We start from the raw sequence: 25,221 nt of genomic DNA, 5'->3' as shown, positions 1-25,221 counted from the left end.
CGTTCTCCTAGGCTACGCACGCTGCCTCGGCCGGGTTGTTCACCAGGCGCTCAAGGGTGGTGCGATCCAATAGTTCGGTGTCCAATTTTATGTAAATCGCCGCTTCATCTTCGACGATTACTGCATCTGTTACCCCTACGACGGCCTTCAGGCGCTCGACCAGACCCGCTTCGCGGATCGCCTCGGGCGACAACGGCAAGCGCAGGCTCGTCACGTAAGGTGGTTCGCGCATGGTAACAGCAAAGGCCAGCCAGAGGGCAGCCAGGCCGGCGCATCCGAGGAATACCGCCGACAAACCGCCGTGCTGGAACATCCAGCCGCCGAGGATCCCGCCCAGCGCCGAACCGAGGAACTGGCTGGTGGAATAAACCCCCATCGCCGTGCCCTTGCCGCCAGCCGGTGAAACCTTGCTGATCAGCGACGGCAACGAAGCTTCCAGCAGATTGAACGCGGTAAAGAACACCACCGTCCCGATCACCAGAGCCCGCAAGCTATCGCCGAACTGCCAGAAGAATAGCTCAGTGAGCATCAGCGTCAGCACCGCGCCCAATAAAACTCGTTTCATTTTGCGTTTCTTCTCGCCGTAGATAATGAACGGGATCATGGCGAAGAAAGAAATCAGCAGCGCGGTCAGATAGACCCACCAGTGCTGTTCCTTGGGCAGCCCGGCCTTTTCGACCAGGGCCAGCGGCAATGCAACGAAGCTCGACATCAACATCGCGTGCAACACAAAAATACCCAGGTCCAGGCGCAACAGGTCCGGGTGCTTGAGCGTCGGCATCAGTGCCTGACGCGCGACGCCGGACTCGCGATGCTGCAACGGCCCGGTCGAGCGCGGCACCATGAACATCACAATCACGATACCGAACAGCGCCATGCCACCCGTGGCGAGAAACAATCCGGACAGACCGAAAGCGCGGGTCAGCAACGGTCCTACCACCATGGCGACCGCGAACGACAGACCGATCGTCATGCCGATCATGGCCATGGCTTTCGTCCGATGCTGTTCGCGGGTCAGGTCTGACAGCAACGCCATCACGGCTGCGGAAATGGCCCCGGCGCCCTGCAGGATTCGGCCGGCGATAACGCCCCAGATCGAATCGGCGTTGGCCGCCAGCACGCTGCCGAGGGCGAAGACGATCAGCCCCAGGTAAATCACCGGGCGGCGCCCGATGCGGTCGGAAATGAAACCGAAAGGAATCTGAAAAATCGCCTGGGTCAGGCCGTAAGCGCCAATCGCCAGCCCGATGAGGGCCGGGGTCGCTCCTGCCAGATCCATCCCATAGGTCGCCAATACCGGCAACACCATGAACATGCCAAGCATACGGAAGGCGAACACAAGGGCCAGACCGCTTGCTGCGCGGGTCTCACTGCCACTCATGCGTTCGCTGTGGGGATCGTGCATGGAAAAACCTCATGTGAACCGGCGGCGATTCTACCAGTCCCATCGATTGACGGGGTATATCGCGACGCTTTGACGCGCTCCGCTGACAGACTCTTCATGTACGACAGTCATCCACTCGTTTGATAGTGTGCATCCATCCAGTATTTGGCCGTATACTCCTACGTTTTCGACGCCCGCCGAGCGAGGCCACTTTGGACAAGATCCTGATTCGTGGGGCCCGAACCCACAACCTGAAGAACATCGACCTGACCCTGCCACGGGACAAACTGATCGTCATCACCGGCCTGTCCGGATCCGGCAAATCATCCCTGGCCTTCGACACGCTGTACGCCGAAGGCCAGCGCCGCTATGTCGAATCGCTATCGGCCTACGCCCGGCAGTTTTTGTCGATGATGGAAAAACCTGACGTCGACACCATTGAAGGCCTGTCGCCAGCCATTTCCATCGAGCAGAAGTCGACCTCGCATAACCCGCGTTCGACTGTCGGCACCATCACCGAAATCTACGATTACCTGCGCCTGCTTTACGCTCGCGTGGGCATTCCGCGGTGCCCGGATCACGACATTCCGCTGGAAGCGCAGACTGTCAGCCAGATGGTCGACCTGGTCCTCGCGCAACCGGAAGGCAGCAAGCTTATGTTGCTGGCACCGGTGATTCGCGAGCGCAAAGGTGAACACCTTTCGGTCTTCGAAGAGCTGCGCGCCCAGGGTTTTGTACGAGCCCGGGTCAACGGCAGGATCTGCGAACTGGATGAGCTGCCGAAGCTGGATAAACAGAAGAAGCACTCGATTGATGTAATAGTCGACCGCTTCAAGGTACGCGCCGACCTGCAACAGCGCCTCGCCGAATCGTTCGAGACCGCGCTGAAACTGGCGGACGGCATTGCCCTGGTTGCGCCGATGGACGATGAGCCGGGTGAAGAAATCATCTTCTCCGCGCGCTTCGCCTGTCCGATTTGCGGCCATGCCATCAGCGAACTGGAACCCAAGCTGTTCTCCTTCAACAACCCGGCCGGCGCCTGCCCGACATGCGATGGCCTGGGCGTGAAGCAGTTCTTCGACATCAAGCGCCTGGTCAATGGCGAACTGACCCTGGCCGAGGGCGCGATTCGCGGCTGGGACAGGCGCAACGTCTATTACTTCCAGATGCTCGGGTCACTGGCTTCGCATTACAAGTTCAGTCTGGAAGTGCCGTTCAACGACCTGCCGGCCGATCAGCAGAAATTCATCCTGCACGGCAGCGGCTCGCAGAACGTCGATTTCAAGTACCTGAACGACCGTGGCGACATCGTCAAACGCTCGCACCCGTTCGAAGGCATCGTGCCGAACCTGGAACGTCGCTACCGCGAAACCGAATCGGCCTCCGTGCGCGAAGAGCTGGCCAAATTCCTCAGTACCCAGCCGTGCCCGGATTGCCGTGGCACACGCCTGCGTCGCGAGGCGCGGCATGTCTGGGTGGGCGAGAAGACTTTGCCGGCCGTCACCAATCTGCCGATTGGCGATGCGTGCGAATACTTCGGTGTCCTGAAGCTGACCGGACGTCGCGGTGAAATTGCCGACAAGATTCTCAAGGAAATCCGCGAGCGCCTGCAGTTTCTGGTCAATGTCGGCCTCGACTACCTGTCGCTGGATCGCAGTGCCGACACGTTGTCTGGCGGTGAAGCTCAGCGGATTCGCCTGGCCAGTCAGATCGGTGCCGGTCTGGTTGGCGTTCTGTACATCCTCGATGAACCGTCGATTGGTCTGCACCAGCGCGACAACGATCGGTTGCTGGGCACACTCAAGCACCTGCGCGATATCGGCAACACGGTGATCGTGGTCGAGCACGATGAAGATGCGATTCGCCTTGCTGACTATGTAGTGGATATCGGCCCGGGGGCTGGCGTGCATGGCGGGCATATCGTCGCCGAAGGCACGCCGGCCGAGGTCATGGCCCACCCTGACTCGCTGACCGGCAAGTACTTGTCGGGCCGGGTGAAGATCGCCGTACCGGCCAAACGCACACCGCGTAACAAGAAGTTGTCGCTGTCCCTCAAGGGGGCTCGCGGCAACAACCTGCGTAACGTCGACCTGGATATTCCGATCGGTCTGCTGACCTGTGTCACCGGCGTGTCCGGCTCGGGCAAATCGACACTGATCAACAACACACTGTTTCCTTTGAGCGCTACCGCACTCAACGGTGCAACGACGCTCGAAGCGTCCGCTCACGACAGCATCAAAGGGCTGGAGCATCTGGACAAGGTCGTCGACATCGACCAGAGCCCGATCGGCCGCACCCCGCGCTCCAACCCGGCGACGTACACCGGGTTGTTCACGCCGATTCGAGAGCTGTTCGCCGGCGTGCCGGAATCCCGTTCGCGCGGCTACGGGCCGGGGCGCTTCTCCTTCAACGTGAAGGGCGGACGTTGCGAGGCCTGTCAGGGCGACGGCTTGATCAAGGTTGAAATGCACTTCCTGCCGGACATCTATGTCCCGTGCGACGTCTGCAAGAGCAAGCGCTACAACCGCGAAACGCTGGAAATCAAGTACAAGGGCAAGAGCATCCATGAAACCCTTGAGATGACCATCGAGGAGGCTCGGGTGTTCTTCGATGCGGTGCCTGCCTTGGCACGCAAGCTTCAGACGTTGATGGATGTCGGCCTGTCGTACATCAAGCTCGGGCAATCCGCGACCACGCTGTCCGGTGGTGAAGCGCAACGGGTGAAACTGTCCCGCGAACTGTCCAAGCGCGATACCGGCAAGACGCTGTATATCCTCGACGAGCCGACTACCGGTTTGCACTTCGCGGATATCCAGCAACTGCTCGACGTGCTGCATCGCCTGCGCGACCACGGCAACACCGTGGTGGTGATCGAGCACAATCTGGACGTGATCAAGACGGCTGACTGGCTGGTTGATCTTGGGCCGGAAGGTGGCTCCAAGGGCGGACAGATCATTGCGGTCGGTACGCCTGAAGAAGTCTCCGAGATGAAGCAGTCCCACACCGGTTTCTACCTCAAGCCGCTGCTGGCTCGCGACAAGGCCTGAATCAGGCCCATGAAAAAGCCCCTGTCACTTTGTCGGTGACAGGGGCTTTTTTGTGTTGAATGCAGGAGCACGGATTGCTGACGACAATAATTTCAGCGATGCCATCGCCGGCAAGCCGTGCTCCTGCAGTTCAGCGTCAGAACTGCGATTGCAGGTAATTCTCCAGACCGATCAACTTGATCAGACCCAACTGCTTCTCCAGCCAGTAGGTGTGATCTTCTTCAGTGTCGTTCAGCTGGATGCGCAACATCTCGCGACTGACGTAATCCTTGTGCAGCTCACAGAGCTCGATGCCCTTGCAGAGTGCAGCGCGGACTTTGTATTCCAGGCGCAGGTCGGCAGCGAGCATATCCGGCACGGTGGTGCCGACATCCAGGTCATCCGGACGCATGCGCGGCGTGCCTTCGAGCATCAGGATACGACGCATCAGCGCATCGGCGTGCCCTGCTTCCTCTTCCATCTCGTGGTTGATACGTTCGTAGAGCTCGGTGAAACCCCAGTCCTCATACATCCGCGAATGGATGAAATATTGATCACGCGCGGCCAGTTCGCCGGTCAGCAACGTGTTGAGGTAATCGATTACGTCTGGGTGGCCTTGCATCGCCCTACATCTCCCTGCTTGAAAGTCTGCAGTTTGAACCACGGCGACTGTTTGGTCACTCGGTTTGCGCGATAAAAGCGAAGATTTTCTGAGAAAAATGGTTTAAATAGCGCAAAAACCGCCCAAATGAGGGCGGTTCTGCTTAGCGTTTAGACTTCGTTAAGCTGTACGTTAAGAGCCTTTGCGATTGCTTCTCCATACGCCGGGTCGGCCTTGAAGAAATGCTGCAACTGACGATCAACCACATCGCTTGAAACGCCAGCCATCGCCCCGGCAATGTTGTTGACCAACAGCGCCTTCTGCTCATCACTCATGAGTCGGAACAGCGCACCGGCATGGCTGTAGTAGTCGGTGTCTTCACGATGATCGAAACGATCAGCCGCTCCACTCAATGCCAGAGCAGGCTCAGCATAGCGAGGTGCTTGTTTCGGCGACTCGACGTAGCTGTTCGGCTCGTAGTTCGGCGCGGCACCGCCATTGCTGCCAAATGCCATGGAGCCATCGCGCTGGTAACTGTTGACCGGGCTGCGAGGTGCATTCACCGGCAGTTGCTGGTGGTTGGTGCCGACACGGTAGCGGTGCGCATCTGCGTAAGCGAACACGCGACCTTGCAGCATGCGGTCTGGCGACAGGCCGACACCCGGCACCATGTTGCTCGGACCGAACGCCGCCTGCTCGACTTCAGCGAAGTAGTTCAGCGGATTGCGGTTGAGCTCCAGTTCGCCGACTTCGATCAGCGGGAACTCTTTCTGCGACCAGGTTTTGGTCACGTCGAAAGGGTTCTCGTAATGCGCCGCAGCCTGGGCCTCGGTCATGATCTGAATGCATACGCGCCATTTCGGGAAATCACCGCGCTCAATCGCACCGAACAAATCGCGCTGTGCGTAATCCGGATCCGTACCGGCCAGGCGAGCCGCCTCTGCCGGCGCAAGATTCTTGATCCCTTGTTGGGTCTTGTAGTGCCACTTCACCCAATGACGCTCGCCGCTGGCGTTGATCAGGCTGTAGGTGTGGCTGCCGAAGCCGTGCATGTGACGATAGCCGTCTGGAATGCCACGATCCGAAAACAGGATGGTGACCTGGTGCAGCGCCTCAGGCGAGTGCGACCAGAAGTCCCACATCATCTGCGCGCTTTTCAGGTTGCTCTGCGGCAGGCGTTTTTGAGTGTGGATAAAGTCCGGAAATTTGAGCGGATCGCGAATGAAGAACACCGGCGTGTTGTTGCCAACGATGTCCCAGTTGCCTTCCTCGGTGTAGAACTTCAACGCGAAGCCACGTGGATCGCGCTCTGTGTCGGCCGAACCGCGCTCACCTCCCACGGTGGAAAACCGCAGGAACGTTGGGGTTTGCTTGCCGACGGACTCAAACAGTTTGGCGCTGGTGTACTCGGTGATGTCACGCGTGACGGTGAACGTACCGTAAGCACCCGAACCTTTGGCGTGCACGCGACGCTCCGGGATGTTTTCACGGTTGAAGTGGGCAAGCTTCTCGATCAGGTGGAAGTCGTCGAGGAGCAGTGGGCCGCGAGGGCCGGCGGAGCGAGAATTCTGGTTGTCGGCGACAGGAGCGCCACTGGCGGTTGTAAGTGTTTTGTTTTGGCTCATGCGATCTCTTCCTCTGTCAGACTTTAACTGCCGGCTATCGGCTGAGAGGGAGTATTGATCAGGAACGTTACACCTACTAATTCATTAACCTGTAGGCGCCGATAGAAAATAACTAACGAGCCGTACGGCTAAACTTTTTGATCGCCCACAAAAAACCGGGCACAAGGCCCGGTTTTTCGTTTCAGACTGACGTCTTACTCAGCGGATACAGCTTCACCGCCGGTAGCACGATCAACCAACTCGACGTACGCCATAGGCGCGTTGTCGCCAGTGCGGAAACCGCACTTGAGGATGCGCAGGTAGCCACCCTCACGGGTAGCGTAACGCTTGCCCAGGTCGTTGAAGAGCTTACCAACGATAGCTTTCGAACGAGTACGGTCGAAAGCCAGACGGCGGTTAGCCAGGCTGTCTGTCTTGGCCAAAGTGATCAGCGGCTCAGCAACGCGACGCAGTTCTTTAGCTTTCGGCAGTGTAGTTTTGATCAGCTCGTGCTCGAACAGCGACACTGCCATGTTTTGAAACATGGCCTTGCGGTGCGAGCTAGTGCGGCTCAGGTGACGACCACTTTTACGATGACGCATGGTTCATTCCTTACCAAACACGACGTTCGGTGATTACGACGATCAGGCAGTCGCCTTGTCGTCCTTCTTAAGACTTGCAGGCGGCCAGTTGTCGAGGCGCATGCCGAGGGACAGACCGCGGGAGGCCAGAACGTCCTTGATTTCAGTCAAGGATTTCTTGCCAAGGTTCGGAGTCTTCAACAGCTCTACTTCGGTACGCTGAATCAGGTCACCGATGTAGTAGATGTTTTCCGCCTTAAGGCAGTTAGCCGAACGTACAGTCAGTTCCAGATCGTCAACCGGGCGAAGCAGGATCGGATCGATCTCGTCTTCCTGCTCGACAACCACTGGCTCACTGTCACCTTTGAGGTCGACGAACGCAGCCAACTGCTGTTGCAGAATGGTTGCAGCGCGACGGATAGCCTCTTCAGGATCCAGGGTACCGTTGGTTTCCAGATCAATAACCAGCTTGTCCAGGTTGGTACGCTGCTCGACACGGGCGTTTTCCACCACGTATGCGATGCGGCGAACCGGGCTGAACGAAGAGTCAAGCTGCAAGCGACCGATGCTGCGGCTTTCGTCTTCATCGCTCTGACGCGAGTCTGCCGGTTCATAACCACGACCACGAGCTACGGTGAGCTTCATGTTCAGGGCGCCGTTAGACGCCAGGTTAGCGATTACGTGATCGGGGTTAACGATCTCGACATCATGATCCAGCTGAATATCGGCAGCGGTAACCACCCCCGAACCCTTCTTCGACAAGGTCAGCGTAACTTCGTCACGACCGTGCAGCTTGATAGCCAGACCTTTAAGGTTCAACAGGATTTCAATTACGTCTTCCTGTACGCCTTCGATGGCGCTGTACTCATGAAGTACACCGTCAATCTCGGCCTCGACTACTGCACAGCCGGGCATTGAGGACAACAGGATGCGGCGCAGCGCGTTGCCCAGGGTGTGGCCGAAACCACGCTCGAGAGGCTCGAGAGTGATCTTGGCGCGGGTTGGACTGACAACCTGCACATCAATATGGCGGGGTGTCAGGAACTCATTTACCGAAATCTGCATGGATGCACCTATTTTCTAGCCCTTACTTGGAGTAGAGCTCGACAATCAGGCTTTCGTTGATGTCGGCGGACAGATCACTGCGAGCTGGAACGTTCTTGAAAACGCCCGACTTCTTCTCAGTGTCTACTTCTACCCATTCTACGCGGCCACGTTGGGCACACAGATCGAGAGCTTGGACAATGCGAAGTTGGTTCTTTGCTTTCTCGCGAATCGCGACCACGTCACCAGCACGAACCTGGTACGACGGCACGTTTACGGTCTGACCGTTAACGCTGACGGATTTGTGCGATACCAGCTGACGGGATTCGGCACGAGTAGAGCCAAAACCCATACGGTATACAACGTTGTCCAGACGGCATTCGAGCAGTTGCAGCAGGTTTTCACCAGTTGCACCTTTCTTGCCAGCAGCTTCTTTGTAGTAGCCGCTGAATTGACGCTCGAGAACGCCGTAGATACGACGGACCTTCTGCTTTTCACGCAGTTGGGTGCCGTAATCGGACTGGCGACCGCGGCGTTGGCCGTGGATACCAGGTGCTGCTTCAATGTTGCACTTCGATTCGATCGCGCGCACGCCGCTCTTCAGAAAGAGATCGGTGCCTTCGCGACGAGCGAGTTTGCATTTTGGACCAATGTAACGAGCCATTCTTTACAATCTCCTGGATTACACGCGGCGCTTCTTCGGCGGACGGCACCCGTTGTGCGGGATTGGCGTCACGTCGGTGATGCTGGCGATCTTGTAGCCACAGCCGTTCAAAGCGCGGACTGCAGATTCACGACCTGGGCCTGGACCTTTGACGTTAACGTCGAGGTTTTTCAGACCGTATTCCAGCGCAGCTTGACCAGCACGTTCAGCAGCTACTTGAGCAGCAAACGGGGTGGACTTGCGGGAACCGCGGAAACCCGAACCACCGGAGGTAGCCCAGGAAAGAGCGTTGCCTTGACGGTCGGTGATGGTCACGATTGTGTTGTTAAAAGAAGCATGGATGTGGGCGATGCCATCAACCACTGTCTTTTTAACTTTTTTACGAGGACGAGCAGCAGGTTTAGCCATGATTAATTTCCTGTCGATTCGCTGGGGCGATTACTTGCGGATCGGCTTACGCGGACCTTTACGGGTACGCGCGTTAGTCTTGGTACGCTGACCGCGCACTGGAAGACCACGACGATGACGCAGACCGCGATAGCAACCGAGGTCCATCAAACGCTTGATTTTCATGTTGATTTCGCGACGCAGGTCACCTTCAGTGGTGAACTTCGCCACTTCGCCACGCAGCTGTTCAATCTGCTCGTCGCTCAGATCCTTGATCTTTGCGGCTGGGTTTACCCCAGTCACTGCACAGATCTTCTGTGCAGTAGTGCGACCAACACCATAGATGTAGGTCAGCGAGATAACAGTATGCTTGTTATCTGGAATGTTAACGCCTGCAATACGGGCCATTCAGTGGGACTCCAATTGACAGCTACCTACGCCCCGGAAGCCAAGAAATAGGGCGCGAGATAATATCGCTGTAATAACAAATAATCAACCCGGTAGCGCACTAGCTACCGGGCTTGAAGCACAATCACACTCAGCCTTGGCGCTGTTTGTGACGCGGTTCCGCGCTGCAAATTACTCGAACAACACCTTCGCGGCGAATAATCTTGCAGTTACGGCACAGCTTTTTCACCGATGCACGAACTTTCATCACCAACTCCTCGAACCTTATGGGTACTCAGCGCAACATGCCGCTGCCGTAACCCTTCAGGTTGGCTTTCTTCATCAGGGATTCGTACTGGTGCGAAACGAGGTGCGATTGTACTTGGGACATGAAGTCCATCACAACCACGACGACGATCAGCAACGAGGTCCCGCCAAGGTAGAACGGTACGTTTGCCGCAACCACCAGAAACTGGGGAAGCAGACACACGGCCGTCATGTAAAGAGCACCGAACATGGTCAAGCGAGTCAGAACGCCATCAATGTAGCGCGCAGACTGCTCACCTGGACGGATACCCGGAATAAAGGCACCGGACTTCTTCAGGTTTTCCGCTACGTCTTTCGGATTGAACATCAACGCCGTATAGAAGAAGCAGAAGAAAATAATCCCTGCACTAAACAGCAGAATATTCAACGGCTGACCAGGAGCGATCGACTGCGAGATGTCCTGCAACCAGCCCATACCTTCAGACTGGCCGAACCAGGCACCCAACGAAGCCGGGAACAGCAAAATGCTGCTCGCGAAAATGGCCGGAATAACACCGGCCATGTTCACCTTCAGCGGCAAGTGGCTGGTCTGCGCAGCGAAGACCTTACGGCCTTGCTGACGCTTGGCGTAGTGAACAGCAATACGACGCTGACCACGCTCAATGAACACCACGAAACCGATAATCGCTACTGCCAGCAAACCGATGGCAACCAGGGCGAAGATGTTGATATCACCCTGACGTGCAGACTCGAAAGACTGCCCGATCGCTCTCGGAAGACCGGCGACGATACCCGAAAAAATCAACATCGAGATACCGTTGCCAACACCACGCTCAGTAATCTGCTCACCCAGCCACATCATGAACATCGCACCAGCCACAAAAGTGGATACCGCGACGAAATGGAAGCCAAAGTCACCAGTGAACGCAACGCCCTGCCCTGCCAGACCAATGGACATGCCAATTGCCTGAACAAGAGCGAGGACGACAGTGCCGTAGCGGGTGTACTGGCTGATCTTGCGACGGCCAGCTTCACCTTCCTTCTTCAACTGCTCCAGCTGCGGGCTGACGGCGGTCATCAGTTGCATGATGATCGATGCCGAGATGTACGGCATGATCCCCAGTGCAAAGATACTCATCCGCTCCAGCGCGCCGCCGGAAAACATGTTGAACAAGCTAAGAATGGTCCCCTCATTCTGTCGAAACAGGTCCGCGAGTCGGTCCGGGTTGATACCTGGAACCGGGATGTGTGCGCCTATTCGGTAGACGATAATCGCCAGGAACAGAAAACGCAGACGAGCCCAGAGTTCAGACATACCGCCTTTGCCGAGCGCAGAGAGAGCACCTTGCTTAGCCATTTATTCCTCGAACTTGCCGCCAGCTGCTTCGATAGCCGCACGCGCACCTTTGGTGGCGCCGATTCCCTTTCCGATGGTAACAGCGCGAGTCACTTCGCCGGACAGCATGATTTTCACACGCTGTACGTTGACGTTGATCACGTTGGCATCTTTCAAGGACTGCACAGTGACGATGTCGCCTTCCACTTTAGCCAGCTCGGACAGACGCACTTCTGCGCGATCCATGGCTTTCAGGGAAACGAAACCGAACTTTGGCAGGCGACGATGCAGCGGCTGTTGACCGCCTTCAAAGCCTGGAGCAATGGTGCCACCGGAGCGGGAGGACTGACCTTTGTGGCCACGGCCACCGGTCTTACCCAAACCACTACCGATACCACGGCCCGGACGATGCTTTTCGCGACGGGAACCCGGCGCTGGACTCAGATCATTGAGTTTCATCGATTAACCCTCGACACGCAGCATGTAGTAAGCCTTGTTGATCATCCCGCGATTCTCGGGAGTATCAAGTACTTCTACAGTGTGACCGATGCGACGCAGACCCAGACCCTTAACGCACAGTTTGTGGTTAGGGATGCGGCCGGTCATGCTTTTGATCAGCGTAACTTTAACGGTAGCCATGATCAGAAGATCTCCTTGACGCTTTTGCCACGCTTGGCGGCAATGGATTCAGGAGACTGCATAGCCTTCAAACCTTTAAAAGTGGCGTGAACCACGTTTACCGGGTTAGTCGAGCCGTAGCACTTGGCCAGAACGTTCTGAACGCCAGCAACTTCGAGAACGGCACGCATAGCGCCGCCAGCGATGATACCGGTACCTTCAGAAGCAGGCTGCATGTACACCTTCGAAGCGCCATGGGCGGACTTCATTGCGTACTGCAGAGTGGTGCCGTTCAGATCAACTTGGATCATGTTGCGGCGAGCAGCTTCCATTGCCTTCTGGATCGCAGCAGGCACTTCACGCGACTTGCCACGGCCGAAGCCAACGCGCCCTTTACCATCACCAACCACGGTCAACGCGGTGAAAGTGAAGATACGGCCGCCTTTAACGGTTTTGGCTACGCGGTTAACTTGAACCAGCTTCTCGATGTAGCCTTCGTCGCGCTTTTGGTCGTTATTTGACATAACTTAGAACTCCAGCCCAGCTTCACGAGCAGCATCAGCCAGCGCCTTGACGCGGCCGTGGTACTTGAAGCCAGAGCGGTCGAAAGCCACCTGCGAGACGCCAGCGGCTTTAGCACGCGTAGCGACCAGCTGGCCAACCTTAGTGGCCGCGTCGATGTTGCCAGTGGCGCCATCACGCAGTTCTTTATCCAAAGTCGAGGCAGATGCCAGGACTTTGTTGCCGTCGGCCGAAATGACCTGGGCGTAGATGTGCTGCGACGAGCGGAACACGCAGAGACGCACGACTTCGAGTTCGTGCATTTTCAGGCGTGCTTTGCGAGCGCGACGCAGTCGAGTAACTTTTTTGTCGGTCATTTGCTATGCCCTACTTCTTCTTGGCTTCTTTACGACGGACGACTTCGTCCGCGTAGCGCACACCTTTGCCTTTGTACGGCTCTGGTGGACGGAAGTCGCGGATCTCGGCGGCCACTTGACCTACCAGCTGCTTATCGATGCCCTTGATCAGGATATCGGTCTGGCTAGGAGTCTCAGCGGTGATGCCTTCCGGCAGTTCATAATCCACTGGGTGCGAGAAGCCAAGAGCCAGGTTCAGCACTGTGCCTTTTGCTTGCGCTTTGTAACCAACACCGACCAGCTGGAGCTTGCGCTCGAAGCCTTGGCTTACGCCTTGGACCATGTTGTTTACCAACGCACGAGTGGTACCAGCCATTGCGCGAGTTTGTTGATCGCCATTGCGAGCAGCGAAACGCAGCTCACCAGCTTCTTCAACGATCTCAACGGACGAATGGATGTTCAGTTCGAGAGTGCCCTTGGCACCCTTCACCGAAAGCTGTTGGCCTGCGAATTTGACTTCGACACCAGCTGGCAGCTTAACGGGGTTCTTAGCGACGCGTGACATGCTTATCCCCCCTTAGAACACAGTGCAAAGAACTTCGCCGCCGACACCGGCAGCGCGCGCAGCACGATCCGTCATCACACCTTTGTTGGTGGAGACGATAGACACACCGAGACCGCCACGAACTTTTGGCAGATCATCGACGGACTTGTACTGACGCAGGCCTGGACGGCTAACGCGCTTCACTTCCTCGATGACCGGACGGCCTTCGAAGTACTTCAGCTCGATGGACAGCAGTGGCTTGATTTCGCTGCTGATCTGATAACCCGCAATGTAACCTTCGTCCTTCAGGACTTTGGCAACAGCTACCTTCAAAGTAGAAGATGGCATGCTTACGACGGACTTTTCAGCCATCTGGGCATTACGGATTCGAGTTAGCATGTCCGCTAACGGGTCCTGCATACTCATGGGCTAGACGCTCCTAATACACAAAAAATTAGCCTTGCGGCTACTACGTGTCGCCGAGTACATCCGCGCGAAAAAAGCACGGGCTCAGGCGAGCCGGGTATTCTAGACACACCCCACAAATGAATCAAGCCCCAAAAGGGGCTTGATTCAAGTTCAAGGTCACCGGCGGTCAGGATCTTGCGACCCCGAACACCGAGACTTTGATAGTGCTTACCAGCTGGCTTTAACCAGACCAGGTACGTCACCACGCATTGCAGCTTCACGCAGTTTGTTACGGCCAAGGCCGAACTTGCGGTAAACGCCGTGTGGACGACCGGTCAGGCGGCAGCGGTTACGCATGCGCGAAGCGCTTGCGTCACGTGGCTGCTTCTGCAGAGCTACTGTAGCTTCCCAACGCGCTTCTGGACTTGCGTTCAGATCAACGATGATAGCTTTCAGTGCTGCACGCTTTTTGGCGTACTTGGCAACCGTGAGCTGACGCTTCAGCTCGCGGTTTTTCATGCTCATCTTGGCCATTTTCCTACTCCAATCAGTTGCGGAACGGGAATTTGAAAGCACGCAACAGGGCGCGACCTTCATCATCGTTCTTGGCAGTGGTGGTCAGGGTAATGTCCAGACCGCGGAGAGCATCGATCTTGTCGTAGTCGATTTCCGGGAAGATGATCTGCTCTTTAACGCCCATGCTGTAGTTACCACGACCATCGAAGGACTTGGCATTCAGGCCGCGGAAGTCGCGAACCCGAGGCAGGGAGATCGACAGCAGACGATCCAGGAACTCGTACATACGCTCACGGCGCAGGGTCACTTTGACGCCGATCGGCCAACCTTCACGGACTTTAAAGCCAGCGATGGATTTCCGAGCGTAAGTCACAACGACTTTCTGGCCGGTGATCTTTTCCAGGTCAGCAACTGCGTGCTCGATGACTTTTTTGTCACCGACCGCTTCGCCCAGACCCATGTTCAGGGTGATTTTGGTAACGCGTGGAACTTCCATCACGTTCGAAAGCTTAAGTTCTTCCTTAAGCTTCGGTGCGATTTCTTTCCAGTAAATCTCTTTTAGTCGTGCCATGGTCTCATCTACCTAGCAGTGTTCAAGCATCAACCGCTTTTTGGGTCGACTTGAAGACACGAATTTTTTTGCCGTCTTCTACTTTGAAACCAACGCGATCAGCCTTGTTGGTTTCGCCGTTGAAAATGGCTACGTTAGAAGCATCCAGTGGAGCTTCTTTCTCGACGATACCGCCTTGTACGCCCGACATCGGGTTAGGCTTGGTATGACGCTTGACCAGGTTCAGACCACCGATAACCAGACGGTTATTAGCGAGAACCTTAAGCACCTTACCGCGCTTACCTTTGTCTTTGCCGGCGATCACGATGATCTCGTCGTCACGACGAATCTTTTGCATGTCGGATCTCCTTACAGCACTTCTGGGGCGAGCGAGACGATCTTCATGAACTTCTCAGTACGAAGTTCACGGGTCACTGGCCCAAAGATACGGGTGCCGATCGGCTCTTGCTTGTTGTTCAGAAGAACAGCAGCGTTGCCATCAAAGCGGATAATGGAGCCATCAGCACGACGAACGCCGTGACGAGTGCGGACTACAACAGCAGTCATCACTTGGCCTTTTTTCACTTTACCGCGAGGAATTGCTTCCTTCACGGTAACTTTGATGATGTCACCGATACCAGCGTAACGACGATGGGAGCCACCCAGCACCTTGATGCACATAACGCGGCGAGCGCCGCTGTTATCGGCCACATCGAGCATGGATTGAGTCTGAATCATATAATTTCTCCGACCCCTAGTCCTTAGACTTCCACAGCGCGTTCGAGAACATCAACCAGCGCCCAAGACTTGGTCTTGGCCAAAGGACGAGTTTCACGAATAGTGACTTTGTCGCCGATGTGGCACTGATTAGTTTCGTCGTGCGCGTGCAGCTTAGTCGAACGCTTAACGTATTTACCGTAGATCGGGTGCTTAACGCGACGCTCGATCAGAACGGTGATGGTCTTGTCCATTTTGTCGCTGACAACACGGCCAGTCAGCGTACGGACGGTTTTTTCGGCTTCAGCCATGATTACTTACCTGCCTGCTGTTTGAGCACAGTCTTCACGCGAGCGATGTCACGCTTAACTTGCCGGAGCAGGTGAGACTGCCCCAACTGGCCAGTTGCTTTCTGCATGCGCAGATTGAACTGGTCGCGCAGCAGGCCGAGCAGTTGCTCGTTAAGCTGCGGCGCGTCTTTTTCACGAAGTTCGTTCGCTTTCATCACATCACCGTCCGTTTAACGAAGGCAGTGGCGAGCGGCAGCTTTGCAGCAGCCAGGGCAAATGCCTCACGCGCCAGCTCTTCAGAAACACCCTCGATTTCATACAGGACTTTGCCTGGCTGAATCTGGGCAACCCAGTATTCCACGCTACCTTTACCTTTACCCATCCGAACTTCGAGTGGCTTCTTGGAAATAGGCTTGTCCGGGAATACACGGATCCAGATCTTGCCGCCACGCTTAACGTGACGGGTCAGTGCACGACGCGCTGATTCGATCTGACGAGCGGTGAGACGACCACGAGCTACAGACTTCAGCGCATATTCGCCGAAGCTGACTTTGCTACCGCGCTGAGCCAAGCCACGGTTGTGGCCAGTCATCTGCTTGCGGAACTTCGTACGCTTTGGTTGCAACATTTGGCGTACCCCTTACTTAGCAGCTTTTTTACGAGGCGCTGGTGCTTGTGGTTTCAGTTCTTCTTGGCGACCACCAATTACTTCGCCTTTGAAGATCCAAACCTTTACACCGATCACACCGTAAGTGGTGTGAGCTTCGTAGTTGGCATAGTCGATGTCGGCACGCAGGGTGTGCAGTGGCACACGACCTTCGCGATACCATTCAGTACGTGCGATTTCAGCACCGCCGAGACGACCGCTCACTTGGATTTTGATGCCTTTGGCACCAATGCGCATAGCGTTCTGTACAGCGCGCTTCATAGCGCGACGGAACATTACGCGACGCTCCAGCTGCTGAGCTACGCTCTGCGCAACCAACATACCGTCGAGTTCCGGCTTGCGGATTTCTTCGATATTGATGTGCACAGGCACACCCATTTGCTTGGTCAGGTCCTGACGCAGTTTCTCAACATCTTCACCTTTCTTCCCGATAACGATACCTGGACGAGCGGTGTGGATGGTGATACGTGCAGTTTGGGCCGGACGATGGATATCGATACGGCTTACGGACGCGCTTTTTAGTTTGTCTTGGAGATACTCACGCACCTTCAGATCAGCGAACAAATAGTCCGCATAAGTCCGACCGTCTGCGTACCAGACGGAGGTGTGCTCCTTGACGATTCCCAGGCGAATGCCAATGGGATGTACTTTCTGACCCATCTCTTCGACTCCGTTACTTGTCAGCAACCTTGACAGTGATATGGCAAGACCGCTTGACGATGCGATCAGCACGGCCTTTGGCACGTGGCATGATGCGCTTCAGCGAACGCCCTTCGTTGACGAAAACGGTGCTGACCTTGAGGTCATCAACGTCTGCGCCTTCGTTATGCTCGGCGTTGGCTACGGCCGACTCCAGCACTTTCTTCATGATCTCGGCGGCTTTCTTACTGCTGAAAGCCAACAGGTTGAGCGCTTCGCCCACCTTCTTCCCGCGGATCTGGTCGGCGACCAAGCGGGCTTTCTGGGCGGAGATTCGAGCGCCCGACAACTTAGCGGCTACTTCCATTTCCTAACCCCTTAACGCTTGGCTTTCTTGTCAGCCACGTGCCCACGATAAGTGCGGGTACCGGCGAACTCGCCCAGTTTGTGGCCGACCATGTCTTCGTTCACGAGAACTGGAACATGTTGACGACCGTTGTGTACTGCGATGGTCAGACCGACCATTTGTGGCAGGATCATCGAACGACGCGACCAGGTTTTCACCGGTTTGCGATCGTTCTTTTCCGCCGCCACTTCGATCTTCTTCAGTAGGTGAAGATCGATAAAAGGACCTTTTTTCAGAGAACGTGGCACTGTCGTATCCCTCTATTTACTTGCGACGACGGACGATCATTTTGTCGGTACGCTTATTACCACGAGTCTTCGCGCCCTTAGTCGGGAAGCCCCATGGCGATACCGGATGACGACCACCAGAGGTACGACCTTCACCACCACCATGTGGGTGGTCAACCGGGTTCATGGCAACACCACGAACGGTTGGGCGAACGCCACGCCAGCGTTTGGCACCAGCTTTACCCAGCGAACGCAGGCTGTGCTCGGAGTTCGAGACTTCGCCCAGGGTCGCGCGGCATTCAGCCAGCACTTTACGCATCTCACCAGAACGCAGACGCAGGGTCACATAGACACCTTCACGAGCGATCAGCTGAGCCGAAGCACCAGCGGAACGAGCGATTTGCGCGCCTTTACCTGGCTTCAATTCGATGCCGTGTACGGTACTACCAACTGGAATGCTGCGCAGTTGCAACTGGTTGCCCGGCTTGATCGGAGCCAAAGCACCCGAAATAAGCTGGTCACCAGCGTTCACGCCTTTAGGGGCGATGATGTAACGGCGTTCGCCGTCTGCGTACAACATAAGAGCAATGTGAGCAGTACGGTTTGGATCGTATTCGATACGCTCGACAGTGGCTGGAATGCCATCTTTGTCGTTGCGACGGAAATCGACCAGACGATAATGCTGCTTATGGCCACCACCGATGTGACGAGTGGTAATACGACCATTGTTGTTACGACCACCAGACTTCGATTTCTTCTCGAGCAGCGGTGCGTGAGGAGCGCCTTTATGCAGCTCCTGGTTGACCACCTTGACCACATGACGGCGGCCAGGGGAAGTCGGTTTGCATTTAACGATTGCCATGATGCACCCCTTCCTTACTCAGCACTGCTGCTGAAATCGAGATCTTGGCCTGGCTGAAGGGAGATAACTGCCTTCTTCCAGTCATTACGCTTGCCCAGACCGCGAGCAGTACGCTTGCTCTTACCCAGAACATTCAGGGTAGTAACACGCTCTACTTTCACGCTGAACAGGCTTTCGACGGCCTTCTTGATTTCCAGCTTGGTTGCGTCAGTTGCAACCTTGAAAACGAACTGGCCTTTCTTGTCAGCCAGAACCGTAGCCTTCTCGGAAACGTGCGGGCCAAGCAGAACTTTAAATACGCGTTCCTGGTTCATCCCAGCAGCTCCTCGAATTTCTTCACGGCCGACACGGTGATCAACACCTTGTCGTATGCGATCAGACTAACTGGATCGGAACCTTGCACGTCACGTACATCAACGTGTGGCAGGTTACGAGCAGCCAGGTACAGGTTCTGATCAACCACTTCAGACACGATCAAGACGTCAGTCAGGCCCATGCCGGTCAGTTTGTTCAGCAGATCTTTGGTCTTCGGTGCATCAACAGCGAAGTCCTGAACCACAACCAGACGATCAGTACGCACCAGCTCAGCAAGAATGGAACGCATCGCTGCGCGATACATCTTCTTGTTCAGCTTCTGGGTGTGATCCTGAGGACGAGCTGCGAAAGTGGTACCGCCGCCACGCCAGATTGGGCTACGGATAGTACCGGCACGAGCACGGCCAGTACCTTTCTGACGCCATGGGCGCTTACCGCCACCACGAACGTCGGAACGGGTCTTTTGCTGCTTGCTACCTTGACGGCCGCCGGCCATGTAGGCCACGACTGCTTGGTGAACCAGCGTCTCGTTGAATTCGCCGCCAAATGTCAGTTCGGAAACTTCGATCGCTTGAGCGTCATTTACATTTAATTGCATGTCAGCTTCCCCTTAACCGCGAGCCTTGGCTGCTGGACGTACAACCAAGTTGCCGCCAGTAGCGCCAGGAACAGCGCCCTTGACCAACAACAGATTGCGTTCAGCGTCCACGCGCACTACTTCGAGGGACTGCACGGTCACGCGCTCAGCGCCCATATGACCGGACATTTTTTTGCCCTTGAATACACGACCAGGAGTCTGGCACTGGCCGATAGAGCCTGGAACGCGGTGGGACACGGAGTTACCGTGGGTATTATCTTGCCCGCGGAAGTTCCAACGCTTGATCGTACCCTGGAAGCCTTTACCTTTGGACTGACCGGTTACATCAACCAGTTGACCAGCAGCGAAGATTTCAGCGTTGATCAGATCGCCGGCCTGGTACTCGCCTTCTTCAAGGCGGAATTCCATTACGGTACGACCAGCGGCAACGTTCGCTTTAGCGAAGTGGCCAGCCTGAGCAGCTGTTACACGCGAAGCACGACGCTCGCCTACAGTGACTTGCACTGCACGATAGCCATCGGTCTCTTCAGTTTTGAACTGGGTGACGCGATTCGGCTCGATCTCAATGACCGTGACCGGAATGGAGACACCTTCTTCGGTGAAAATACGGGTCATACCGCATTTACGACCGACTACACCAATAGTCATGTTGTAAACCTCATGAGTGTACGGGGCTTTCACCCGCTATGGCCGCCCATTTCAGAGCGTTACACGACTAAGACCGAGTCTTAGCCGAGGCTGATCTGCACTTCCACACCGGCCGCAAGATCAAGCTTCATAAGAGCATCAACGGTTTTATCCGTTGGCTGGACGATGTCCAGAACGCGCTTATGAGTACGGATCTCGTACTGGTCACGCGCGTCTTTGTTGACGTGCGGGGAGACCAGAACGGTGAACCGCTCTTTACGGGTAGGCAGTGGAATTGGACCACGCACTTGAGCACCAGTACGTTTCGCGGTTTCCACGATTTCCTGGGTGGATTGGTCGATCAGGCGATGGTCAAAAGCCTTCAACCTGATACGGATTTGCTGATTTTGCATTGGATTTCAGACTCCGGCTGCTATTCCCACCGGGCGCAATACGCCCGTTAAAAGGAGGCGCAATTCTATAGACGCCCCAGATAGGTGTCAACCCAATAAAAAAGCCCCCGCTAAGCGGAGGCTTTTTCAACTCATCAAAGCTTACTCAAAAAGAGCTTACTCGATGATTTTGGCTACGACGCCAGCGCCGACGGTACGACCGCCTTCACGGATAGCGAAACGCAGACCGTCTTCCATTGCGATGGTCTTGATCAGGGTGACAACCATTTTGATGTTGTCGCCTGGCATTACCATTTCAACGCCTTCCGGCAGCTCGCAGTTACCAGTCACGTCAGTAGTACGGAAGTAGAACTGTGGACGGTAGCCTTTGAAGAACGGAGTATGACGGCCGCCTTCTTCTTTGCTCAGAACGTAGACTTCAGCTTCGAACTTGGTGTGTGGCTTAACCGAACCCGGCTTAACCAGAACCTGACCACGTTCAACGTCATCACGCTTGGTACCACGCAGCAGAACGCCGCAGTTCTCGCCAGCACGACCTTCGTCGAGCAGCTTACGGAACATTTCAACACCGGTGCAGGTGGTGACGGTGGTGTCACGCAGACCAACGATTTCCAGTGGATCCTGAACCTTGACGATACCGCGCTCGATACGACCAGTTACAACAGTACCGCGACCGGAGATCGAGAATACGTCTTCGATTGGCATCAGGAACGGCTTGTCGATAACACGAACTGGATCTGGGATGTAGCTGTCCAGAGTTTCAACCAGTTTACGAACGGCAGTAGTGCCCATTTCGTTGTCGTCTTGGCCGTTCAGAGCCATCAGAGCCGAACCAATGATGATCGGAGTGTCGTCACCCGGGAAGTCGTAAGTGCTCAGCAGATCGCGCACTTCCATCTCAACCAGTTCCAGCAGCTCAGCGTCGTCAACCATGTCAGCCTTGTTCAGGAAGACAACGATGTACGGAACGCCAACCTGACGGGACAGCAGGATGTGCTCACGGGTTTGTGGCATCGGACCATCAGCGGCCGAGCAAACCAGGATAGCACCGTCCATCTGAGCAGCACCGGTGATCATGTTCTTCACATAGTCAGCGTGACCTGGGCAGTCAACGTGAGCGTAGTGACGGATCAGCGAGTTGTATTCAACGTGCGCAGTGTTGATGGTGATACCACGAGCCTTCTCTTCCGGAGCGCTGTCGATTTTGTCGAAAGCAACAACAGCGGAACCGAAAACTTCGGAGCAAACACGAGTCAGAGCAGCGGTCAGCGTGGTTTTGCCATGGTCAACGTGACCAATGGTGCCAACGTTGACGTGCGGGAGGGTACGGTCAAATTTTTCTTTAGCCACGACAATTAACTCCTAGCCTAAAGGACTGAATCAGCCTTGTTTTTTGGTTACAGTTTCGACGATGTGCGACGGAGCTGTATTGTATTTTTTGAATTCCATAGAGTAGCTTGCGCGACCTTGGGACATGGAACGAACGTCGGTCGCATAACCGAACATCTCGCCCAACGGAACCTCGGCACGAATTACTTTACCGGAAACCGTATCTTCCATACCCAGGATCATGCCGCGACGACGGTTAAGGTCGCCCATCACGTCACCCATATAGTCTTCAGGTGTAACAACCTCTACCGCCATGATCGGCTCGAGCAACTCACCGCCGCCCTTCTGGGCCAGTTGCTTGGTCGCCATGGAAGCAGCCACCTTAAACGCCATCTCATTCGAGTCGACGTCGTGGTAGGAACCATCAAACACGGTAGCCTTCAGGCCGATCAGCGGATAGCCGGCAACTACGCCGTTCTTCATCTGCTCTTCGATGCCTTTCTGGATAGCCGGGATGTATTCCTTAGGAACCACACCACCCACTACTTCGTTCAAGAATTGCAGACCTTCCTGACCTTCGTCAGCAGGAGCAAAACGAATCCAGCAATGACCGAACTGGCCACGACCGCCGGACTGACGAACGAACTTGCCTTCGATTTCGCAGCTCTTCGTGATGCGCTCACGGTACGAAACTTGAGGCTTACCGATGTTGGCTTCGACGTTGAACTCACGGCGCATCCGGTCAACCAGGATGTCCAGGTGCAACTCGCCCATGCCGGAGATGATCGTTTGACCAGTCTCTTCATCAGTCTTGACGCGGAAAGACGGGTCTTCCTGAGCAAGTTTGCCCAGTGCAATACCCATTTTTTCCTGGTCGTCCTTGGTCTTAGGCTCTACGGCAACCGAAATAACCGGCTCCGGGAAGTCCATGCGAACCAGGATGATTGGCTTGTCAGCGTTGCACAAAGTCTCACCAGTGGTGACGTCCTTCATGCCGATCAAGGCCGCGATGTCACCAGCGCGCACTTCCTTGATTTCTTCACGGGCGTTCGCGTGCATTTGCACCATACGACCCACGCGCTCTTTCTTGCCCTTAACCGAGTTGATCACGCCGTCGCCGGAGGCCAACACGCCCGAGTAAACCCGAACAAAGGTCAAGGTACCCACGAATGGGTCGGTAGCGATCTTGAACGCCAGAGCCGAGAACGGCTCGCTGTCGTCTGCGTGACGCTCCATTTCCTTGGTCTCGTCATCCGGGTCTGTACCCTTGATGGCAGGAATGTCGGTAGGAGCAGGCAGGTAGTCGATAACGGCGTCGAGAACCAGGGGAACACCCTTGTTCTTGAAGGAAGAACCGCAAACAGCCAGAACGATCTCGCCAGCGATAGTACGCTGACGCAGAGCGGCCTTGATTTCCGCGTTGGTGAGTTCTTCACCTTCGAGGTACTTGTTCATCAGCTCTTCGCTAGCTTCGGCTGCAGCTTCAATCATGTTGCTGCGCCACTCGTCAGCCAGTTCCTGCAGTTCAGCAGGGATAGGCTCGCGACGAGGAGTCATGCCTTTGTCAGCATCGTTCCAGTAAACAGCTTCCATGGACATCAGATCGATCTGACCCTGGAAGTTGTCTTCGGAACCGATAGCCAACTGGATTGGCACCGGGGTGTGACCCAGACGCTGCTTGATCTGACCGATCACGCGCAGGAAGTTCGCACCAGCACGGTCCATCTTGTTTACGTAAACAAGACGTGGAACACCGTATTTGTTGGCTTGACGCCATACGGTTTCCGACTGAGGCTCAACACCCGAGGTGCCGCAGAACACAACGACCGCGCCGTCGAGAACACGCAGGGAACGTTCAACTTCAATAGTGAAGTCAACGTGGCCCGGGGTGTCGATGACGTTGAAGCGGTATTGATCTTTGTGCTGCTTCTCGGAACCCTGCCAGAAGGCGGTAATGGCAGCAGAAGTAATGGTAATACCACGCTCCTGCTCCTGCACCATCCAGTCGGTGGTCGCGGCGCCGTCATGCACCTCGCCCATTTTGTGACTTTTGCCAGTGTAAAAAAGGACGCGCTCGGTGGTGGTGGTTTTACCAGCATCCACGTGAGCAACGATACCAATGTTACGGTAGCGATTAATCGGTGTTGTACGAGCCATAAAGCCCTCGCAAAATTAGTGACGCTAAAATTAGAAGCGGTAGTGCGAGAAAGCCTTGTTGGCCTCAGCCATACGGTGCACGTCTTCACGCTTCTTAACTGCAGCACCTTTACCTTCAGCAGCGTCCAACAGTTCGCCAGCCAAACGCAGAGCCATAGACTTCTCGCCGCGCTTACGGGCGAAGTCTACCAACCAGCGCATTGCCAGAGCGTTACGACGGGACGGACGAACTTCAACCGGAACCTGGTAAGTAGCACCGCCTACACGGCGCGACTTTACTTCGACCAGCGGAGCGATGGCGTCGAGAGCTTTCTCGAAGATTTCCAGGGGGTCGCTGTTCTTGCGTTCTTTAACCTTTTCCAGCGCGCCATAAACGATACGCTCGGCAACGGCTTTCTTGCCGCTTTCCATCACGTGGTTCATGAACTTGGCCAGGATCTGGCTGCCGTATTTTGGATCGTCAAGCACTTCGCGCTTGGCTGCTACGCGTCTTCTTGGCATGGATAAGCCCTCAAACGGTCTTCAGGTTCGCTCGGAATCGGTGCCCTTTCGGGACGCCTCCGACCTTACTCTTATCGACTCAGAAAAATAGATGATTCAGTTTTTACAAAAAGCCACTACTACTTAGGCTTCTTGGTACCGTACTTCGAACGACCCTGGTTACGACCTTTAACGCCGGAAGTATCCAAAGAACCGCGAACGGTGTGGTAACGAACACCTGGCAAGTCTTTTACACGGCCGCCACGGATCAGTACGACGCTGTGCTCTTGCAGGTTGTGGCCTTCACCGCCGATGTACGAGGAAACCTCGAAACCGTTGGTCAGACGCACACGGCATACTTTACGCAGTGCCGAGTTAGGTTTTTTCGGCGTGGTGGTATACACACGGGTGCATACGCCACGACGTTGCGGGCAGTTCTGCAGCGCAGGCACGTCGGATTTCTCGACGATACGCTTACGCGGCTGACGTACCAGCTGGTTGATAGTTGCCATCTACTAGCTCCACTGTTGTCTTGCGACGCTATTGTCTTGCAAGAAAAGCAAAATGGCAGGAACGAATTCCCGCCAAATTTAGGGGTACAAGAGTCTAAAGAGGATCTTGCCCCCAGTCAAGGCAAGGCCCCGACCTCCCCGCTCATCCAACCTCGACAATTTGTCTCGACTCGATGAACGGAATGGCCAGGGCCTCACACTCATTTAT

General features: G+C 55.5%; 36 protein-coding genes. 1 reads left to right on the top strand and 35 read right to left on the bottom strand.

The window, feature by feature from the left end; all coding sequences use genetic code 11:
* Positions 1-7: 7 nt before the first annotated feature.
* Positions 8-1,405 (bottom strand): MFS transporter, encoded by a 1,398-nt coding sequence (locus tag PMI01S_RS10050; protein ID WP_084319641.1) that lies wholly within the window; start codon positions 1,403-1,405, stop codon positions 8-10.
* A 191-nt stretch (positions 1,406-1,596) separates the two neighbouring features.
* Between PMI01S_RS10050 and uvrA the strand changes: the two genes are divergently transcribed.
* Entirely contained in the window at positions 1,597-4,431 is a 2,835-nt protein-coding gene (gene uvrA, locus PMI01S_RS10045; RefSeq protein ID WP_084319639.1) for an excinuclease ABC subunit UvrA, read from the top strand.
* Positions 4,432-4,567: 136 nt separating this feature from the next.
* Here uvrA and bfr read toward each other — a convergent pair whose 3' ends face one another.
* The 34 genes from bfr to rpsL form a co-directional block, all read right to left on the bottom strand.
* Positions 4,568-5,032 (bottom strand): bacterioferritin, encoded by a 465-nt coding sequence (bfr, locus tag PMI01S_RS10040; RefSeq protein WP_084319637.1) that lies wholly within the window; start codon positions 5,030-5,032, stop codon positions 4,568-4,570.
* 149 nt (positions 5,033-5,181) lie between these two features.
* A complete protein-coding gene (locus PMI01S_RS10035) occupies positions 5,182-6,636 on the bottom strand; it encodes a catalase (RefSeq protein ID WP_084319636.1) in 1,455 nt (484 codons plus the stop codon).
* 194 nt (positions 6,637-6,830) lie between these two features.
* A complete protein-coding gene (rplQ, locus tag PMI01S_RS10030; RefSeq protein WP_007943777.1) occupies positions 6,831-7,217 on the bottom strand; it encodes a 50S ribosomal protein L17 in 387 nt (128 codons plus the stop codon).
* A gap of 42 nt (positions 7,218-7,259) precedes the next feature.
* Positions 7,260-8,261, bottom strand: coding sequence for a DNA-directed RNA polymerase subunit alpha (locus PMI01S_RS10025; protein ID WP_003186012.1), 1,002 nt, complete (start codon positions 8,259-8,261; stop codon positions 7,260-7,262).
* 22 nt (positions 8,262-8,283) lie between these two features.
* Positions 8,284-8,904, bottom strand: coding sequence for a 30S ribosomal protein S4 (rpsD, locus tag PMI01S_RS10020; protein WP_003210056.1), 621 nt, complete (start codon positions 8,902-8,904; stop codon positions 8,284-8,286).
* Positions 8,905-8,922: 18 nt separating this feature from the next.
* On the bottom strand, positions 8,923-9,312 hold the full coding sequence (gene rpsK / locus PMI01S_RS10015; protein WP_002555466.1) for a 30S ribosomal protein S11: 390 nt from the start codon (positions 9,310-9,312) through the stop codon (positions 8,923-8,925).
* Positions 9,313-9,342: 30 nt separating this feature from the next.
* Complete coding sequence (gene rpsM, locus PMI01S_RS10010) at positions 9,343-9,699, bottom strand: 30S ribosomal protein S13 (protein WP_003186020.1); 357 nt, start codon at positions 9,697-9,699, stop codon at positions 9,343-9,345.
* A gap of 130 nt (positions 9,700-9,829) precedes the next feature.
* Positions 9,830-9,946: a 50S ribosomal protein L36 gene (gene rpmJ, locus PMI01S_RS10005; protein ID WP_002555468.1), complete on the bottom strand. Its 117-nt coding sequence runs from the start codon at positions 9,944-9,946 to the stop codon at positions 9,830-9,832.
* A 27-nt stretch (positions 9,947-9,973) separates the two neighbouring features.
* The gene (secY, locus tag PMI01S_RS10000) at positions 9,974-11,302 is read right to left on the bottom strand and encodes a preprotein translocase subunit SecY (protein WP_003228718.1); all 1,329 of its coding nucleotides are present in this window, start codon (positions 11,300-11,302) and stop codon (positions 9,974-9,976) included.
* On the bottom strand, positions 11,303-11,740 hold the full coding sequence (rplO, locus tag PMI01S_RS09995) for a 50S ribosomal protein L15 (RefSeq protein ID WP_007896782.1): 438 nt from the start codon (positions 11,738-11,740) through the stop codon (positions 11,303-11,305). It lies immediately after the preceding gene.
* 3 nt (positions 11,741-11,743) lie between these two features.
* On the bottom strand, positions 11,744-11,920 hold the full coding sequence (gene rpmD, locus PMI01S_RS09990) for a 50S ribosomal protein L30 (protein ID WP_003186033.1): 177 nt from the start codon (positions 11,918-11,920) through the stop codon (positions 11,744-11,746).
* Positions 11,921-11,922: 2 nt separating this feature from the next.
* Positions 11,923-12,423: a 30S ribosomal protein S5 gene (rpsE, locus tag PMI01S_RS09985; protein ID WP_003186035.1), complete on the bottom strand. Its 501-nt coding sequence runs from the start codon at positions 12,421-12,423 to the stop codon at positions 11,923-11,925.
* A 3-nt stretch (positions 12,424-12,426) separates the two neighbouring features.
* A complete protein-coding gene (gene rplR, locus PMI01S_RS09980; RefSeq protein WP_003186037.1) occupies positions 12,427-12,777 on the bottom strand; it encodes a 50S ribosomal protein L18 in 351 nt (116 codons plus the stop codon).
* A gap of 10 nt (positions 12,778-12,787) precedes the next feature.
* Complete coding sequence (gene rplF / locus PMI01S_RS09975; RefSeq protein ID WP_003176412.1) at positions 12,788-13,321, bottom strand: 50S ribosomal protein L6; 534 nt, start codon at positions 13,319-13,321, stop codon at positions 12,788-12,790.
* Between the two features lie 12 nt (positions 13,322-13,333).
* Positions 13,334-13,726 (bottom strand): 30S ribosomal protein S8, encoded by a 393-nt coding sequence (gene rpsH, locus PMI01S_RS09970; protein WP_003186040.1) that lies wholly within the window; start codon positions 13,724-13,726, stop codon positions 13,334-13,336.
* A 210-nt stretch (positions 13,727-13,936) separates the two neighbouring features.
* Entirely contained in the window at positions 13,937-14,242 is a 306-nt protein-coding gene (gene rpsN, locus PMI01S_RS09965; RefSeq protein ID WP_003176414.1) for a 30S ribosomal protein S14, read from the bottom strand.
* Positions 14,243-14,255: 13 nt separating this feature from the next.
* Positions 14,256-14,795, bottom strand: coding sequence for a 50S ribosomal protein L5 (gene rplE, locus PMI01S_RS09960; RefSeq protein WP_003176415.1), 540 nt, complete (start codon positions 14,793-14,795; stop codon positions 14,256-14,258).
* A gap of 22 nt (positions 14,796-14,817) precedes the next feature.
* Entirely contained in the window at positions 14,818-15,132 is a 315-nt protein-coding gene (rplX, locus tag PMI01S_RS09955) for a 50S ribosomal protein L24 (protein WP_003176416.1), read from the bottom strand.
* A gap of 11 nt (positions 15,133-15,143) precedes the next feature.
* Positions 15,144-15,512 (bottom strand): 50S ribosomal protein L14, encoded by a 369-nt coding sequence (rplN, locus tag PMI01S_RS09950; protein ID WP_002555479.1) that lies wholly within the window; start codon positions 15,510-15,512, stop codon positions 15,144-15,146.
* Between the two features lie 23 nt (positions 15,513-15,535).
* Positions 15,536-15,802, bottom strand: a complete 267-nt coding sequence (gene rpsQ, locus PMI01S_RS09945) for a 30S ribosomal protein S17 (RefSeq protein ID WP_003176419.1) — start codon at positions 15,800-15,802, stop codon at positions 15,536-15,538.
* A 2-nt stretch (positions 15,803-15,804) separates the two neighbouring features.
* Positions 15,805-15,996 (bottom strand): 50S ribosomal protein L29, encoded by a 192-nt coding sequence (rpmC, locus tag PMI01S_RS09940; protein ID WP_008030901.1) that lies wholly within the window; start codon positions 15,994-15,996, stop codon positions 15,805-15,807.
* Positions 15,996-16,409, bottom strand: coding sequence for a 50S ribosomal protein L16 (gene rplP, locus PMI01S_RS09935; protein ID WP_007943783.1), 414 nt, complete (start codon positions 16,407-16,409; stop codon positions 15,996-15,998). Before rplP ends, rpmC begins: the two co-directional genes overlap by 1 nt.
* Positions 16,410-16,421: 12 nt before the next feature.
* A complete protein-coding gene (gene rpsC / locus PMI01S_RS09930; RefSeq protein ID WP_003176422.1) occupies positions 16,422-17,108 on the bottom strand; it encodes a 30S ribosomal protein S3 in 687 nt (228 codons plus the stop codon).
* Between the two features lie 13 nt (positions 17,109-17,121).
* Positions 17,122-17,454, bottom strand: coding sequence for a 50S ribosomal protein L22 (gene rplV, locus PMI01S_RS09925; protein ID WP_003103908.1), 333 nt, complete (start codon positions 17,452-17,454; stop codon positions 17,122-17,124).
* An 11-nt stretch (positions 17,455-17,465) separates the two neighbouring features.
* Positions 17,466-17,741 (bottom strand): 30S ribosomal protein S19, encoded by a 276-nt coding sequence (gene rpsS / locus PMI01S_RS09920; protein WP_002555486.1) that lies wholly within the window; start codon positions 17,739-17,741, stop codon positions 17,466-17,468.
* A 16-nt stretch (positions 17,742-17,757) separates the two neighbouring features.
* Positions 17,758-18,582, bottom strand: coding sequence for a 50S ribosomal protein L2 (gene rplB, locus PMI01S_RS09915; RefSeq protein WP_008030897.1), 825 nt, complete (start codon positions 18,580-18,582; stop codon positions 17,758-17,760).
* Between the two features lie 14 nt (positions 18,583-18,596).
* Positions 18,597-18,896 carry a 50S ribosomal protein L23 gene (gene rplW, locus PMI01S_RS09910; protein ID WP_002555488.1) on the bottom strand — a complete coding sequence of 100 codons (300 nt, stop codon included), beginning with the start codon at positions 18,894-18,896 and terminating at the stop codon, positions 18,597-18,599.
* Positions 18,893-19,495: a 50S ribosomal protein L4 gene (gene rplD, locus PMI01S_RS09905; protein WP_007896707.1), complete on the bottom strand. Its 603-nt coding sequence runs from the start codon at positions 19,493-19,495 to the stop codon at positions 18,893-18,895. The genes rplW and rplD overlap by 4 nt, the downstream gene beginning before the upstream one ends.
* Before the next feature lie 12 nt (positions 19,496-19,507).
* Positions 19,508-20,143: a 50S ribosomal protein L3 gene (rplC, locus tag PMI01S_RS09900; protein WP_003186059.1), complete on the bottom strand. Its 636-nt coding sequence runs from the start codon at positions 20,141-20,143 to the stop codon at positions 19,508-19,510.
* An 80-nt stretch (positions 20,144-20,223) separates the two neighbouring features.
* Entirely contained in the window at positions 20,224-20,535 is a 312-nt protein-coding gene (rpsJ, locus tag PMI01S_RS09895; RefSeq protein ID WP_003186070.1) for a 30S ribosomal protein S10, read from the bottom strand.
* Positions 20,536-20,691: 156 nt separating this feature from the next.
* Positions 20,692-21,885, bottom strand: coding sequence for an elongation factor Tu (gene tuf, locus PMI01S_RS09890; RefSeq protein WP_007896660.1), 1,194 nt, complete (start codon positions 21,883-21,885; stop codon positions 20,692-20,694).
* Between the two features lie 30 nt (positions 21,886-21,915).
* A complete protein-coding gene (fusA, locus tag PMI01S_RS09885) occupies positions 21,916-24,021 on the bottom strand; it encodes an elongation factor G (RefSeq protein WP_008030893.1) in 2,106 nt (701 codons plus the stop codon).
* A gap of 30 nt (positions 24,022-24,051) precedes the next feature.
* A complete protein-coding gene (gene rpsG, locus PMI01S_RS09880) occupies positions 24,052-24,522 on the bottom strand; it encodes a 30S ribosomal protein S7 (RefSeq protein ID WP_002555493.1) in 471 nt (156 codons plus the stop codon).
* A 119-nt stretch (positions 24,523-24,641) separates the two neighbouring features.
* A complete protein-coding gene (gene rpsL / locus PMI01S_RS09875; RefSeq protein ID WP_002555494.1) occupies positions 24,642-25,013 on the bottom strand; it encodes a 30S ribosomal protein S12 in 372 nt (123 codons plus the stop codon).
* Positions 25,014-25,221 lie beyond the last annotated feature (208 nt).

This window comes from Pseudomonas migulae NBRC 103157 (assembly GCF_002091715.1).
In the GTDB taxonomy this organism is placed as follows: domain Bacteria; phylum Pseudomonadota; class Gammaproteobacteria; order Pseudomonadales; family Pseudomonadaceae; genus Aquipseudomonas; species Aquipseudomonas migulae_A.
This window is presented reverse-complemented; position numbering and strand designations above follow the sequence as displayed.